13 protein-coding genes are annotated in these 15,255 nt (G+C 40.4%); 6 read left to right on the top strand and 7 right to left on the bottom strand.

Annotated features, from left to right (window positions below; genetic code table 11):
- The first annotated feature begins 19 nt into the window (after positions 1–19).
- Positions 20–379, top strand: a complete 360-nt coding sequence (locus ABJG98_RS12340; protein WP_348279828.1) for a response regulator — start codon at positions 20–22, stop codon at positions 377–379.
- Here the strand turns inward: ABJG98_RS12340 and ABJG98_RS12335 are convergent.
- The 7 genes from ABJG98_RS12335 to ABJG98_RS12305 all read right to left on the bottom strand — a co-directional run bounded on the left by ABJG98_RS12335 (position 363) and on the right by ABJG98_RS12305 (position 5,834).
- Positions 363–2,300: a tetratricopeptide repeat-containing sensor histidine kinase gene (locus ABJG98_RS12335; RefSeq protein WP_348279827.1), complete on the bottom strand. Its 1,938-nt coding sequence runs from the start codon at positions 2,298–2,300 to the stop codon at positions 363–365. The two genes, ABJG98_RS12340 and ABJG98_RS12335, sit on opposite strands and share 17 nt — an antisense overlap.
- 16 nt (positions 2,301–2,316) lie before the next feature.
- Positions 2,317–3,270 (bottom strand): signal recognition particle-docking protein FtsY, encoded by a 954-nt coding sequence (gene ftsY / locus ABJG98_RS12330; RefSeq protein ID WP_348279826.1) that lies wholly within the window; start codon positions 3,268–3,270, stop codon positions 2,317–2,319.
- A gap of 90 nt (positions 3,271–3,360) precedes the next feature.
- Complete coding sequence (locus ABJG98_RS12325) at positions 3,361–3,510, bottom strand: DUF4295 family protein (RefSeq protein ID WP_348279825.1); 150 nt, start codon at positions 3,508–3,510, stop codon at positions 3,361–3,363.
- Positions 3,511–3,512: 2 nt separating this feature from the next.
- Entirely contained in the window at positions 3,513–3,695 is a 183-nt protein-coding gene (gene rpmG, locus ABJG98_RS12320) for a 50S ribosomal protein L33 (RefSeq protein WP_089355256.1), read from the bottom strand.
- Between the two features lie 98 nt (positions 3,696–3,793).
- Complete coding sequence (locus ABJG98_RS12315) at positions 3,794–5,242, bottom strand: aminopeptidase P N-terminal domain-containing protein (RefSeq protein ID WP_348279824.1); 1,449 nt, start codon at positions 5,240–5,242, stop codon at positions 3,794–3,796.
- 145 nt (positions 5,243–5,387) lie between these two features.
- Entirely contained in the window at positions 5,388–5,627 is a 240-nt protein-coding gene (gene rpmB / locus ABJG98_RS12310; RefSeq protein WP_348279823.1) for a 50S ribosomal protein L28, read from the bottom strand.
- 60 nt (positions 5,628–5,687) lie between these two features.
- Positions 5,688–5,834, bottom strand: coding sequence for a DUF5522 domain-containing protein (locus tag ABJG98_RS12305; protein WP_348279822.1), 147 nt, complete (start codon positions 5,832–5,834; stop codon positions 5,688–5,690).
- Between the two features lie 55 nt (positions 5,835–5,889).
- Here ABJG98_RS12305 and rocD point away from each other — a divergent pair, with 55 nt between their 5' ends.
- From rocD to ABJG98_RS12280, 5 genes are all read left to right on the top strand, one after another.
- A complete protein-coding gene (gene rocD / locus ABJG98_RS12300; protein WP_348279821.1) occupies positions 5,890–7,167 on the top strand; it encodes an ornithine--oxo-acid transaminase in 1,278 nt (425 codons plus the stop codon).
- A gap of 70 nt (positions 7,168–7,237) precedes the next feature.
- Complete coding sequence (locus ABJG98_RS12295; RefSeq protein ID WP_348279820.1) at positions 7,238–10,450, top strand: PDZ domain-containing protein; 3,213 nt, start codon at positions 7,238–7,240, stop codon at positions 10,448–10,450.
- A gap of 63 nt (positions 10,451–10,513) precedes the next feature.
- Complete coding sequence (locus ABJG98_RS12290; RefSeq protein ID WP_348279819.1) at positions 10,514–12,499, top strand: tetratricopeptide repeat protein; 1,986 nt, start codon at positions 10,514–10,516, stop codon at positions 12,497–12,499.
- 60 nt (positions 12,500–12,559) lie between these two features.
- On the top strand, positions 12,560–13,219 hold the full coding sequence (locus ABJG98_RS12285; protein WP_348279818.1) for a response regulator transcription factor: 660 nt from the start codon (positions 12,560–12,562) through the stop codon (positions 13,217–13,219).
- A 117-nt stretch (positions 13,220–13,336) separates the two neighbouring features.
- Entirely contained in the window at positions 13,337–15,250 is a 1,914-nt protein-coding gene (locus ABJG98_RS12280) for a PQQ-binding-like beta-propeller repeat protein (protein WP_348279817.1), read from the top strand.
- The last annotated feature ends 5 nt before the right edge of the window (positions 15,251–15,255 follow it).

The raw sequence follows: 15,255 nt of genomic DNA, 5'->3' as shown, positions 1-15,255 counted from the left end.
TCCATAAATTTCCTCCGCCATGATCACATGTATTGCCATTGATGACGATCCCTTGTTTCTTCAAATGCTAGGTTCCTATTTTGAGGAATATGAAAATATGGAATTGATCAGCACTCATCCTAATCCAGTGAATGGTATTATGCAAGTGGTGAAGAAAAAGCCAGACGTACTTTTGATAGATCTGGAAATGCCATATCTAGATGGATTTGAAACATTAGACACTCTTGATAAGAAGCCGAAGATTGTCATGATTTCTGCTCATGTGAATCAACCTGCAAAAGAAAAGAAATTAAGGATTGATAAGTACATTAGAAAAGTAAGCCTTACCAAAGAACTCCTTGAGCAGGTGATCTCTGAAGTGGCTAATGAACAGACTTGATTACTGATTTTTCTTTAACCTCATCTTTATCGAATAGTGGAAGTGTCACCAAGAAAGTAGTACCGACACCTTCTTCACTTTTGGCTGAAATAGTGCCATTATTCATATCCATAAATTCCTTCACCAGCTGCAATCCTAAGCCAAGCCCCTTCTCCCCTGCTGTACCATAAGTGGCACTATCTCCATCCAGATTAAAAAGTTTATCCAGTTTGGTTTGAGATATTCCGATTCCCGAGTCGGTGATCGAAATCTCAGCCATATCCCCAGCTATTTTCGCATTGACAACTATTGTGCCTTCTTCAGGAGTAAATTTTATTGCGTTATTGATAAGGTTTCTGAAAATGGTATGCACACTATTCCTATCCACCCAAAGAAAGATTGACTCAGAAATATCAGACGTTAGTGATACTTGCTTGCCATTAGCCATATTCGAAAACATGCCATTGATTTCCTGAATCATTCCAGTTACATCCACTTTCTCAGGAACATTCGGAAAATGTCCTTGCTGTTGCATTGCCCAATTCAAAAGATTATCTAGGAGATTTGAAAGTCGCTCGACTGAAGTCTCCATATGATTCGCCATCTCGAGTAATTGATCATTATTTTTCTCTTTGACAAAGTGCCTGATCAGTCCACTGACGCCAAAAAGTGAACTCACTGGACCTCTTAAATCATGTGAGATAATTGAGAAAAATTTATCCTTAGTTTCGTTGAGTCGCTCTAGAGCAACCTTCTGACGTTTCAAGACACGATTGACTCGTATTTTGGATCTATAGTATATGAAAATAACGATTACAAGTATCGCAAACGCAAACACCACGACAGTCGCTGTTACAATAACTGTCTGTTGATTTCTCCGTTGTGCCTTGAGAAGCTCCACCTCCGACTCTTTTTGAGCAAGTTCAAATCCAGATTTTTGCTTAGCCATCTGTCTAATCACGCTTTTGTTCTCTATGGAGTCCGCTAGCTCTGTATACACCAAATGATAGGTCAATGCTTCCTTGAATTTACCCTTAGACTCATTGATTCGATAGAGCAATAAGTTCAAATCCCTATTGAGTTCAGATAAACTATATATCTGCGAGAGCTCAAGTGCTTCAGAAGCACTTTTCTCTGCTTTATCTATTGCACCCATTGCAAATTGAATTTCACCCAAGAATTTCAAAAAATCCGCTACAGCATAATAGTCTTCAATCGAACGCAAATTCTCAATACTTCTATTAAGAGCGTCGATTGCTACTTCTTTTTGACCCAGTTCTGCTTGAGTAATGGCCATGTTTCCTCCAATGTATGCAAGTAATGATTCTCGGCGTATGGAACTGAGCTCGGTAAAGTTAGACACCAAATGCTCGGCTTCTTCACCATACATTATAGATGAGTCTAGTTCATTGAGCGTATAATAATCATAACCTGTATTTAGCAGAGCTATAGATAAGTTTAAGGTGTCTCTTCTTTTTCTAAAGATTCTAATGGTTCTGTTCGAAAATTGAACTGAAGTCCGAATGTCTCCTTGACTAGCATATGTTGCTGCAATTTCACCAAGCGATGAACCTATGAGTTTTTCATCTTTATATTTTTCGGCAATTGCCAGAGAAGATAAAAGGTGCTTTAAACTTTTAGACAAATCTCCCATAAACCGATAGCCAATTCCCAATTGTAGCTCGGCGGCATGCTCGAAGAAGTATGAGCCATTACTTCGAGCCAATTCGAGTAACTCATTAGCATACGCTATCTTTTGATTGGTTTCAGGCTCTGTTGAGGTTATTGACCTAAGCAAGGTGAGTTGCTCTTGTGGATCTTTACTTAAATTATAACGGTTTAAGAGGCTATCTAAAAGTGATGTTTGGCATAGACTAATTAGCGGAGCTAAAACCAAAAGTAAGATTACAATACCTTTGAAAAAGAGTGCTGACTTTTTCATTAGGTCAAGGTAGTGTTTAATTTTTGAAAAAAGAATCCACGAATTCTGTCTTGTTGAATACTTGTAGGTCTTCAACTTTTTCTCCAACCCCGATATACTTAACTGGGATTTTAAACTGGTCAGATATGCCAATAACTACTCCTCCTTTTGCTGTTCCATCTAACTTGGTAATAGCTAGCGAGGTGACATCTGTTGCTTTTGTAAACTCTTTAGCTTGAATAAAAGCATTCTGCCCGGTACTACCATCCAGTACGAGCATCACATCATGAGGTGCCTCTGGAATAAATTTTTGAACAACATTTTTTATTTTGGAAAGCTCATTCATCAGGTTTACTTTGGTATGAAGCCTGCCTGCTGTATCTATGATAACAACATCGGCATTTTCTTCCTTACCTCTTTTTGCTGCTTCAAATGCAACAGCAGCAGGATCAGTGTTCATCCCTTTGGAAACTACGGGAACTCCAACGCGTTCACCCCACATGATTAACTGATCTACCGCAGCAGCTCTAAATGTATCTGCTGCACCAAGAATTACATTTTTCCCAAGTCCTTTAAATTGAGCAGCTAGTTTGCCAATTGTAGTTGTTTTCCCGACACCATTAACTCCAACAACCAATATCACATAGGGCCCCTCAGTTTGAGGTATATCAAAATCGATAAGATCTTTTGTGTTGTTTTCTGAAAGTAATCCAGCGATTTCTTCACGAAGAATTTGATTCAGCTCAGAAGTATTCAGGTACTTCTCTTTAGCAACGCGCTCCTCTATCCGACCAATAATTTTTACTGTTGTCTCTACGCCAACATCTGAAGTAATAAGCACTTCCTCCAAATGATCCAATACATCCGCGTCTACAGTAGACTTTCCTACAACAGCCTTATTTAATTTGGTGAAAAAGTTCTGTTTTGACTTTTCAAGTCCCTTATCGAGAGATTCTTTTTTGTCTTTGGAAAAAAAACTTTTTAGACCCATTGCGTTTGGATTAAGTGATATTGGTGAATATAAAAAAAGCCACTCTGACTTGTACGTCGGAGCGGCTTCCTTCTTTTAGGATTTAATTTCTTATTTCGCTAACGTATCTTTTACGTCTCCTTCGAGAACCATTTCTTCTCTGTAAGAATAAGACCCATTATCGCCTTTGATCGCTTTGATCACTTTGGCATATTTCGCTCCACCAGGTTGCTTAAGAGTTGCTACTACTTTCTTTGCCATAGTTACTTAATTTCTTTGTGTACCGTATACTTCCTCATGATCGAGTTGTATTTCTTCAACTCAATTCGATCAGGTGTGTTTTTTCTGTTCTTCGTAGTGATGTACCGGCTTGTGCCAGCAAGACCACTGTTTTTGTGCTCTGTGCACTCAAGAATTACTTGGACTCTATTTCCTTTCTTCGCCATTTTATTTTGTCTTTTCCAAAAAGGAGTGCAAATGTAGCAGAATTAGTTGATTTTAAAAACGTTAACTCAGCTATTTTTAACTAATTCTACCGGATTCATTATTTGTCTTCTCCAAGCTCTGGCAAGACAAAAGCATCCAGAGGACTTGGCTCTTTCATCAGCTTCTCAATTTCCTCACTTTTTCGAGGAGCTAGATCAGATAAAAGCTCGTTTCCATCTTCTGTGATAAGAATACAATCTTCTATCCTAACAGCTATCCCCCACCACTTTTCATCACATTTTGCTCCTTCTGGAATATATATTCCCGGCTCAATGGTAATTGCCATTCCGGCCTCAAGGAATTCATAGTTGCCTTTGTCATGTACATCCAAACCAATGTGGTGACCTAGACCATGTGGATAATACAGGTGACGTTCATCTGCACTCTCTATAATTCCCAATTCAGCCAAACCTTCATTTATGATTTTTCTAGCTATTCCAGCATCCAAGTCTCTTCCAATATTCATACCTGGCTTTGCTGCCTTAATCGCTTCATTCTGCGCCTTATATACTAAATCGTAAATGACTTTCTCTTCCTCCGAAAATTTCCCATCCACAGGAATAGTGCGGGTTACATCTGCAGTATAACCATGATATTCAGCGCCTAAGTCCATCAGGATCATTTTGTCACTACTTATCTCAGGCTTATAGTTCTCAATGTAATGAAGGATACAGCCATTATTACCTTCCCCAACAATTGAAGGATATCCTTCATACTCCGCTTGATATTTCTTAAATATAAACTCATGAATCCCCTGAACTTCACGCTCGCTCATTCCAGGTTTTAATGCTTTCATTACTTCAGCTTGCGCTATACATGAAATATCTACTGCTTTTCTAAGCAACTCAATCTCATCTTCAGTTTTTATACCTCTCAAATCTTTCATGATCTGATCCAGGCTTTCCATATCTAAATTATTAGCAGCAGACTCAATAGTTAAGTCTCCTTCGGTAGGATATCCGGATTTACTTTTAAACGATGCTATCAAATTAAAAAGATCTCCCTCCGCTCTCGTATCTCTAACATCATTAAAAAAGTCATAGAATAATACCTTATCAAATTTTGAGAAGTCAATATTATATGCTTCAAAATCAGTATTATTAAATACCTGATTGAATTCAAGCCTTTCTTTTACGCCAGTTATCCCCATTCTTCTTCCTGTCCACATTTCTGCCATAGCATTGCGAGGCTGAATGAAAATTATTTCATCGTAGTTTCCCTCCGGACCTTCCTGAGCCTCTTTGAATATCATCAAAACGGCATGAGGTTCTTTGTAGCCGGTTAGGTAGTAGAAATTCGGATCTTGATGATAGATGTAGTCTACATCGTTGGCTCTATTTCTAACCGGATTTGCGAAAAAGACTGCTACTGAATTTTCTGGCATCTTTTCACGAACCAATGTTCGACGTTCAATGTGAAACTCCGTTTTTAGAAAATCTTCTGGCTCATTTTGAGCAAGTGCCCCAATCGATAGGGTGATTAAAAGTAGGGTGAGGATTTTTTTCATCTTCATTATTTTTTGAAGGATTAAATATAATGCGGAGGAATATTACACGATTCATTCCTATCCAACACTGGCAGAAATACTGGATAAAAGGCATAAAAAAACCCTGATGTAATCGTCAGGGTTTCAATTTCTTTAAAAGAATCAATTACTTGATCACCATTCCGTTTGCTCTTGCTTTCTTAAGCACAGATGTAATTCCGTTTTTATTGATTGTTCTCAGGGCCGAAGTAGACACCTTTAGCGTGATCCACTTATCCTCTTCAGGAATGTAGAATCGCTTCTTCTGAAGATTCGGATTGAATCTTCTTTTGGTTTTATTATTAGCGTGAGAAACGTTGTTTCCTACTTGTGGCCTTTTACCGGTTATATCGCAAACTTTTGACATCTTTCTATCCCGTTTTCAAAAATGGAGTGCAAATATCGGGATTTCAATTCAATATGCAAACTATTGCTCGACATTTTGATGATTATATGGACAATGTAAACAGCCATTTCCACAACAGTGGCCTCTTTTTAGGTGATACTTCTCCGTAAACACCATAAGTCCCTGCGCATTTATATAATAATCTTCCGATTCAGTACCCTGTTTCAATTGCGCCTCCGCGGTTTAATTGTTAATCTTGCAAATAGATTTAAACGGCAAAACTATGTTAGAAAGTAAGACAATGACGAGTGAAGATTTAATAAAACTAGAAGATAAGCATGGAGCCCATAATTATCACCCGCTACCTGTAGTGCTAGCCAAAGGTGATGGCGTACTTGTTTGGGATGTAGAAGGTAGGCAATATTATGATTTTCTATCTGCATATTCTGCCGTAAATCAAGGGCATTGCCACCCAGCCATCGTAGGTGCCATGACGGAGCAAGCCGAAACTTTGACGCTAACCTCCCGAGCTTTCTATAATGACGTGCTGGGCCCGTATGAGAAATTTATAACCGAGTATTTTGGCTTTGATAAAGTGCTCCCGATGAACACTGGCGCTGAAGCTGTAGAAACAGCAATCAAGCTATGTCGAAAATGGGCCTACGAGAAAAAAGGAATAGATGAGAATAAGGCTCAGATTATCGTATGTGACAATAACTTCCATGGAAGAACAACAACAATCGTCTCATTCTCCAACGACCCTGTGGCAAATAAAAATTTCGGTCCATTTACTCCCGGTTTCATCCGTATTCCATACAATGATCTAGCTGCGCTTGAAAAAGCACTAGATGGCGAGAATATAGCCGGGTTCCTTGTGGAACCAATTCAAGGCGAAGCAGGTGTAATGGTGCCAGATGCAGAGTACATCAAAGGAGCAAAAGAGCTTTGCCAAAAAAATGAAGCTCTTTTCATTGCAGATGAAGTACAAACGGGTATTGGTAGAACTGGAGCATTACTGCGTGTTTGCGGAGATTGCTCTTGCGCTGGCCATTGCGAAAAGCAAGTAACATATACAGAGCCTGACATACTTATTCTAGGAAAAGCGTTGTCCGGTGGTGCCTACCCAGTTTCTGCAGTTCTAGCAAATGATGCCGTAATGGACGTGATAAAGCCGGGACAACATGGATCAACTTTTGGAGGTAACCCCGTAGCGGGAGCTGTTGGAGTTGCTGCATTGAATGTAATTCGTGATGAGAAACTTACCCAGAATGCGAGAAAGCTGGGTGATATCTTCAGAGATCGAATGAATAAAATGATTGAAAAATCAAATCTTGTAAATCTTGTTCGAGGCAGAGGTCTTCTAAACGCGATTGTAATTAATGACTCAGAGGATAGTTCAACAGCCTGGGACATCTGCGTGAGATTGAAGGACAATGGGTTGCTTGCCAAGCCAACGCATGGAAATATTATCAGGTTTGCACCTCCTTTGGTAATGACTGAAGAACAACTTCATGAATGCTGTGACATCATAGAGAAAACTATTGCAGACTTTGAGAAGTAACCACTCATAAAAGTTCTCTTTGTGATACGATCGGTGAATGGCTATCTTGAATAGTCTAACCTAATGTATCATGAAGAGGATTTTATTAACCACCCTGTTGCTTATAGGAGGGCTTTGTGTTTTTTCACAAGGAACTATGCTGCTTCGTCAGCCTACGGTAAGCCAAAATCAAATTGTTTTTGTACATGCCAATGACCTTTGGGTCGTCGAGAGGAATGGCGGTGATGCCAGGCGATTGACCACATCCGAAGGTGCCGAATCCTTCCCTCATTTTTCGAGTGATGGGAAATGGATAGCATTTAGCGGTCAGTATGACGGCAACACTGATGTGTTTGTCGTTTCCGTTGATGGTGGCGCTCCAAAACGTCTTACCTATCACCCTGGAGCAGACAGGGTGCAAGGCTGGTCACCTGAAGGAAAAGTCATCTTTGCCTCTACCAGAAAGGGACACCCTACACGACTCAATAAATTTTATACCGTAGGTGTAGACGGGGGCTTTCCTGAGGAACTACCTATACCTCGCATAGCGTACGGCGAAATATCCCCTGATGGCAAGTATGCTGCCTATACACCTATTACTTCTTGGGATCCAGAATGGAGAAATTATCGAGGTGGTCAAGCCATGCCAATATGGATACTGGACCTTAAGACCAACGAACTTCAAACCACACCCCAACCAGATAAGGAGAGACATCTCGACCCGGTTTGGTTTGATGGTGAAGTCTATTTTCTATCTGAAAGGGATTATACTAGCAATATTTGGAAGTACAATTTGACATCAAAGGCCTATACTCAGGTGACATTCCACACCCAATTTGATGTAAAAAGTCTTGATGCTACGAGCGATGTGATCGTGTACGAGCAAGGAGGCTATCTCCACTCCCTCGACCCGAAAACAGGAGATCGAAAGCAATTAGAAATTAATGCAAAAGGTGATCTAAACTGGGCAAGAGAGCGATGGTCGGAAGCATCAGGCAACGGACTTCAGAATGCTTCATTATCACCAACAGGAAAAAGGGCATTGTTTGAGTATCGTGGAGAAATTTTCACGGTCCCAAAAGAAAACGGTTCATGGAGAAACATTTCTAAATCGCCTTTTGCAGACCGGTCTCCAGTGTGGTCTCCGGATGGCAATGAAATTGCATGGTTCTCCGATAGAAGTGGTGAATATCAACTTGTAATAAGCGATCAATACGGCACATCCATTAAGAAGAGCTATCCGCTGCCTAACCCTACTTTTTATTTCAGACCTACATGGTCTCCGGATGGAAAACATATCAGCTATACAGATACTGATTTTAATATTTGGATACTGAATTTGGCCAGTGGTAAGGCGACAAAAGCCGACACTGAGCGCTACGCCCATCCAAACCGATCAATGAACCCGGTCTGGTCACCAGATAGCAAGTGGATCGCTTACGTTAAACTAACAGATGCTCAGTTTAAGGTTGTCAAAGCATACAACATTGAATCGGGTACGATCATGAATATCTCTGATCAAATGGCCGATGCCCTTGAGCCGGTCTGGGATGCGAATGGAAAGTACCTCTACTTTTTAGCAAGTACCAATTGGGGACTGAATACAGGGTGGCTGGATATGAGCTCCTACAATATCCCTGTAACCAGAGGTCTATATGCCGCAGTATTATCCGCAGATGACCCATCTCCTATCCTTCCACAAAGCGACGAGGAAACTGATGATGATGAAAAGGAAGACGATGATGAAGTATCGATCAAAATTGATGCTGGGGTGATCAACAGAATTGTTTCGCTGGATGTGCCACAAAGGAACTACGCTGGATTAGTTGCAGGACCCAAAAACACAATCTTTTATGGCGAAAATATACCAAATCAGCCTGGGATAACTATACATAAATATGATTTGGGTACTCGCGAAGCATCCGAATTTATGTCTGGCATTCAATCGGCTCAGGTATCTGAGGACAGAAAACAACTCTTGTATAGGTCGCGAAGCAACTGGGGAATTGTATCTACTTCTGGTAAGAGTCAAAAGTCTTCCGACGGAAGATTAAGTATCAACATAAAAATGAAAGTAGATCCTCAGGCAGAATGGCAGCAGATCTACCGTGAAGCCTGGAGGTATCAGCGGGATTTTCTTTATGTCAACAATCAACACGGTGCTCCGTGGGATGACATCTATGATTGGTACAAACCCTGGGTGGGCCATGTTAAGCATAGACAAGACATGAATTACATCATTGATATTCTCGGAGGAGAAATCGCTGTAGGACACTCCTACACAAGAGGTGGAGACTATCCTGATGTAGATCGGGTACCTGTTGGCCTTCTTGGTGCAGACTATACCATCAAGAATGGCAAATATCAATTCGCTAAGATCTTTACCGGAGAAAACTGGAATCCAAATTTGAGAGCTCCTCTCGCTGCTCCCGGAATGTCAATTAACGAAGGTGATTATCTGTTGGAAGTCAACGGAGTTGCAGTCGATGCGACCGAAAACCTTTATAGCTACTTTGAGCAAACAGCAGGCACAACGGTTCGTATTAAGGTTGGTAAGAGCGCCGATCTATCTCAAGCTAAGACCCTATTGGTAGAACCAATTACCAATGAATATGCACTTCGTTCTCGTGCGTGGGTAGAAAGCAACAGAAGATACGTAGACGAAAAGACAAGTGGAAAAATCGGCTATACCTATGTTCCTAACACAGGCGGAGGTGGATACACTTCATTTAACCGCTACTACTTTGCTCAACAAGACAGACAAGGGATGATTGTGGATGAGCGTAACAATGGCGGTGGCTCAGCCGCCGATTACATGGCTGACGTTATGAACCGCAAGCTGTATGGATACTTCAACAGCAAGGTAGGAGATCACAAGCCCTGGACAACGCCTATGTCTGCGGTTTGGGGGCCAAAAGTTATGATCATCAACGAACGAGCAGGGTCTGGCGGTGATTTGCTTCCTTACCTCTTTAGGGCAATGGATATTGGAACGCTAGTGGGCACACGAACCTGGGGAGGCTTGGTAGGCACGTGGGATACTCCTCTATTTATCGATGGAGGAAGGATGGTTGCACCACGTGGAGGCTTCTTCGATGTGAACGGAGAGTGGGCAGTTGAAGGGGAGGGAGTGGCTCCCGACGTGGAAGTGATTCAGGAGCCAAAGCTAGTATTGCAAGGCAAAGACCCACAATTGGATAAAGCCATAGAAATTGCTCTTGAAAAACTTAAGACAGAAGCTATAGAGCTTAAGGCTGAACCTGCACCTCCAGTTAGATCAAAAAGAGCGAAAAAGAAAGATTGATGCTTAATCAAAGGTTTCCGTAGCAGATGGCTTTAAGTCATCTGCTTTTTATATTTTAGGACCATGAGATTCTTCGCCCTAGGTCTTATACTTCTGATTACCACCACTGCTCTCTCACAAAACCGTGAGATAGATAGTTTAAAAGAAGTATTAATGAGCCAGGAAAAATTGGACAAGATTCAATCGCTCAATGAGCTTTCCTGGCAATACAAAAATTTCAATATAGACAGTGCAATTTATTTTGGCGATCAGGCACTTCAAGAAAGCCTTGCTATAAATTCAAAAAAGGGAATAGCGGCATCATATAACAGTCTTGCAAGCGCACTCCAGGCAAAAGGTCAATTAGATAGCGCCCTGCTGGTACATGAAAAATCACTCGAAATCAAAATTCAACTAGACGACTCTCTGGGGATGGCTGATTCTTTTAACAACATGGGAATCGCTTATGATGAGCTTGGCAAATACAACCTCTCTTTAACACACTATTTTAAAGCACTGCGATTGTATGAATCTTTCTCTGACCAGCAGTTTAGTGTAGCTATGGTTCTTGGAAACATTGGTATTGTTTATAAAAAGCAAAAAGAATATGAAAAAGTACTTGAGTATTATCAGTTGGCACTTAATATATATGAAGATCAAAAATCCGATTTTGGCATCACTGTAACAAAAGGGAACATTGGTAGTGTCTTTTTGCATCTTAAAAAATTTAAAGAGGCAATCACGTTTTCTGAAGAGGCTATGGAGGGATTCAAGGCAGTTGGATATTTAAGATACGTGCCTTACATGAAAAGTAATATGGGCATTGCCTATGACAGCCTCGGGATGATCTTACAAGCACGACAGCTTTACCTGGAATCAATAAAAGAGCATCAGTCTTATGAAAATGATTACGAGCTATCTAACACTCTGATTCTACTATCGGCAAACTACAATGTATCAAAAGACTTTAAGAATAGCGAGCAAGCTGCCCAAAGAGCATATGAAATTGCCGATAAGATTAATGCACTTGAATTCAAATCGCGCGCACTCTTTGAATGGGCCAGGGCACTAGCCGGCAATGGAAACTTTCAAAAAGCTTACGATAAAATTAGTATTCAAAATTCCCTTAAGGATTCTCTTTTTGAAGAAAATAAAACCAAGCAAATTTTTGAGCTGCAAACTCAATATGAAACCGAGAAGAAAGAGCAACAAATTGTGCTTCAGGAATTGAAGCTAGCAGAACAAACAGCTGACTTGCAGCGAAATAGAATACTGCTAATTGCATCAATACTTGCTATTGTCTTCATTGTAGTGCTTACGCTACTCCAAAGAAGCAGAATCAGGAAAAAACAGCAACTAAAGCTTCAGCAAGCTCAACTACACGCACGTGAGACAGAAATCAATGCTACCATTTCATCGCAAGAAAAAGAACGCGCGCGTTATGCAAGAGACCTGCACGATGGTTTTGGTCAAATGATATCCATCTTAAACATGAACTTGAAAAATTTGAAAGATGGAGCAAAACCAAATGAACGTCAGGAAGTATTTGATGCATCCTCAAAAGTCATTGACGATATGTATGATGAGCTGAAGAATATTTGCTTTGATCTCATGCCACAGACACTAATAAAACATGGTCTGGAAAGCGCTCTGAAAGAGTTTACCGAACGCATAAATCAGCCAGGCAAACTTCAGATTGAGTTAAATACATTCGGACTAGAAGATCGGCTTACGGAAATACAGGAAATATCACTTTACCGAATTACTCAAGAATGGATAAATAACATTTTGAAATACTCAGATGCCACTAAAGTCACACTTCAAATCACTAAAGATGAAGGCGAAATCACATTGCTAATTGAAGATGATGGAAGTGGATTTAACAAGAACCTCCTAATCTCCGGAAAAGGCAATGGATGGAAAAATCTAAATACCCGAACAAATATTATCCAAGGAAAACTTGAGCTGGAGACAACACCGGCGCGAAAGGGGAATACACTTATTGTAAACGCACCATCAGTTATCCTCACTTCAAAAGCTGGTAACAAAAATACCGTCAAAACGGTATAGCAATACACTCCGATCTTAGCCTAATTTGATGATTATTTCATCAGGCTAATCTGAAAACAAATGAATTTGCTATCTTTCATAGGAAGAGAGAAATCCGCCAAAATGAAAATATTTCTTACCGACGATCATGCCATACTATTGGGTGGTTTGATTAAAATTCTTTCTACCGAAGATGACCTGGAAATTGTTGGTTCAGCTGGCTCTGTTCAAGAAACCCTTGATCTACTTACTCAAAAAAAGGTAGACCTTCTCATTACAGATTACAACCTTCCCGATGACGATGGTCTTTCGCTTGTGCGAAAAGTAAAGCGCAAGTATCCTGAAATCAGGATAATCGTTCTTAGCATGCACGATGAGACGCACTTAATCAAAGAAATATTAAAAGAGGGTGTCGATGGTTACATCCTAAAAAAGGATTCTCACCAAGAATTAGTCAATGCCGTACGGGCAGTAAAAAACGGAAAAGTCTACTTGAGTTCAGATGTGAATACAATGCTGATGAAAGGGCTCAACGGCACAGAAGAACAAAGACTTCTAACAGATCGTGAGCGTGAAATACTCAAACTAATAGCCAAAGAATATACCAATCGGCAAATGGCTGAAGAGCTATTTATTAGTGAACGAACGGTAGAAACTCATCGTAAAAATATCTTTCGCAAAACAGGGACAAACAACCTTGTAGGACTCATCAAATTTGCCTACGCCAACAACCTCATCTAAAATCCATCTACGGGTTTCACGGTATACAAATATCCCATCTTAAGTGGATTCTATCGGAGTAATTATTCACCAAACTTTGATCTAACAAATCAAACCGCGAATAAATTTCGATCCGACATGAAAAACACAATTAAAACAATTTTAGGCTTAATGCTCCTTCTAACATTCGGCCATACAAACGCACAAGATGCCTTATGGCAGCTTGATTTCGAGAGCGAAGTAGAATGGAATAGCATTACCGAAAGTGGTATACTATTAGTGGGTACTGGTGATTTTAAACTTCACGGGATAGACAGCCGTGACGGTAATATCCTTTGGACAAGCGATGCTTTCAAGCAAGCAAAGAAAATGAAAGGCTCAGATGGTAAGAAAGTAGGCGCAAAATATGCCTTTGAGAACTTTATAAGAGTTCTCAGTGACGATGAATATCCTGAAGTATCCGATTACGTAGAACTGAAGTTTTCTGATGGATATCAATTCAAACAATACGCTATTATCAATATTCAAACTGGCGAAGAGGTGATAAGCCCACAAATAGCAGAAATGCCAATTACAAAAGTTCCACTATTCGGTGAAATGGCAACCTTTAATTACAATGGAACAGGTTACTTATCTGATTTGAGAATGGTGATCATCTCCACTTCATATGTAGATTATATGCAAAAAGGAAAGCCAACAATCAACATCACTAAGATGGTAGATCTACTTTCCCAAAAAATCATCTGGACGAATGAAGAAATTGCCGTCAACGGATTTCCAGCTCTTCTAGACGATGGTGATATAGTGCTGCCAGGAACTACCCAGATCGCTAAAATGAATCCAAAAACAGGTGAAGTGAAGTGGGCTTACAACACAAGCTTGAAGAATCAAACATTCGAGAGCTTTGACCTTAGTCTTGACCTTTCCTATGGATACTTCTTCGAGAAAAAGAAGAACAGTGGTTCACTTTCTGCTCTAGAAATGAAAACCGGTAAGAAACTTTGGGAGCAGGAGCTAAAATTGAAAGTAGTTCCAACTATGTCTGCTATTGGTGAGGGGGTTGTTGTTATTGATGATAAGTGGTTTACACTATATGATCTGAAAAGTGGAAGCGTAAAGTGGGAAGTAAAAAAGATAGATGGATACATCGTAGATCTTGGTGAAAAAGGTGTACTGGCAACATCCAAAGGAAAGCAACTGATGCTTTTGGACAAAAAAGATGGTTCTGTTATCTGGGATCAGAAAATCAAAGGAATCAGCATCGATCAAATAGCCGCAACCGGTGTCATGTATACTGATCTTAAAGGAAGGTTAGGCTACATCCAATATGATGGCGAGCTAATCTGGGACAAAAAGGGAATGCTGGAAGTGCCTTCTTTAAGATATAAGCCTGAGCTCACTAAAGAAATCATGGTGATCGATGGAAATCTTTTCGAGATAGATCTTTTAACAGGAGATTACAAAGTGCTTCACAAAGGGCTAGAAGACAAATTCGAAGGAGAAGATGCATCTCCAACCAGCGTTGAACTTGTAGGAGGAGGTTACCTATTCATGGATGACAATAATATGGTGATGCTAGAGCCGGATGGTTCAGTTCGATTCGATAAATACTGGGAAGCTCCAGGCCTCAGTCTAGCTGCAAAAATCGCCTTGCGTGCAGCTCAGGCTTCTGTTATGGCAATGGGCGCAGCTGCTCAAATGCAATCTTCACATGTTGCTGCCTATTCTAGGTATGGAACAAGTGATTATTACAGCAAAATGTATGCTCAGCAGGCTCAGGACATGTATAAAGCCGCAGGAATGGTTGGGGCAGAAGCTAAGAAAAAATTTAGCGCGACTGTGAGCAAAGGAGATATACGCATGATCCTAACACGAGTAGGAGAAGGTGGCCAAGGCAAAAGCTCAGGTCTGATGAAAGTCGACAGAAGAACTGGTGAAGAACTAGGAACATTACTTCTCAGTGAGAAGGAGCCAGTTTACGATTATGATCAAGTTTCAGGTCAGGTTTTCTTTAAAGCCGATAAAAAACGAATCATTAGTTACAGCTTTTAATTACG

It is taken from the genome of Ekhidna sp. (assembly GCF_039960695.1).
Classification (GTDB): domain Bacteria; phylum Bacteroidota; class Bacteroidia; order Cytophagales; family Cyclobacteriaceae; genus Ekhidna.
Note: the sequence above shows the minus strand (reverse complement) of the source record. Positions and strands in the feature narration are given on the sequence as shown.

Bases quoted from the DNA above. Each gene is read 5' to 3' on its own strand.
- ftsY (WP_348279826.1), bottom strand. From the start codon at position 3,270: ATGGGTCTAAAAAGTTTTTTTTCCAAAGACAAAAAAGAATCTCTCGAT.
- ABJG98_RS12280 (WP_348279817.1), top strand. From the start codon at position 13,337: ATGAAAAACACAATTAAAACAATTTTAGGCTTAATGCTCCTTCTAACA.
- ABJG98_RS12285 (WP_348279818.1), top strand. From the start codon at position 12,560: ATGAATTTGCTATCTTTCATAGGAAGAGAGAAATCCGCCAAAATGAAA.
- ABJG98_RS12335 (WP_348279827.1), bottom strand. From the start codon at position 2,300: ATGAAAAAGTCAGCACTCTTTTTCAAAGGTATTGTAATCTTACTTTTG.
- rpmG (WP_089355256.1), bottom strand. From the start codon at position 3,695: ATGGCGAAGAAAGGAAATAGAGTCCAAGTAATTCTTGAGTGCACAGAG.
- ABJG98_RS12290 (WP_348279819.1), top strand. From the start codon at position 10,514: ATGAGATTCTTCGCCCTAGGTCTTATACTTCTGATTACCACCACTGCT.
- ABJG98_RS12340 (WP_348279828.1), top strand. From the start codon at position 20: ATGATCACATGTATTGCCATTGATGACGATCCCTTGTTTCTTCAAATG.
- ABJG98_RS12295 (WP_348279820.1), top strand. From the start codon at position 7,238: ATGAAGAGGATTTTATTAACCACCCTGTTGCTTATAGGAGGGCTTTGT.
- ABJG98_RS12325 (WP_348279825.1), bottom strand. From the start codon at position 3,510: ATGGCAAAGAAAGTAGTAGCAACTCTTAAGCAACCTGGTGGAGCGAAA.
- ABJG98_RS12315 (WP_348279824.1), bottom strand. From the start codon at position 5,242: ATGAAAAAAATCCTCACCCTACTTTTAATCACCCTATCGATTGGGGCA.
- rocD (WP_348279821.1), top strand. From the start codon at position 5,890: ATGTTAGAAAGTAAGACAATGACGAGTGAAGATTTAATAAAACTAGAA.
- rpmB (WP_348279823.1), bottom strand. From the start codon at position 5,627: ATGTCAAAAGTTTGCGATATAACCGGTAAAAGGCCACAAGTAGGAAAC.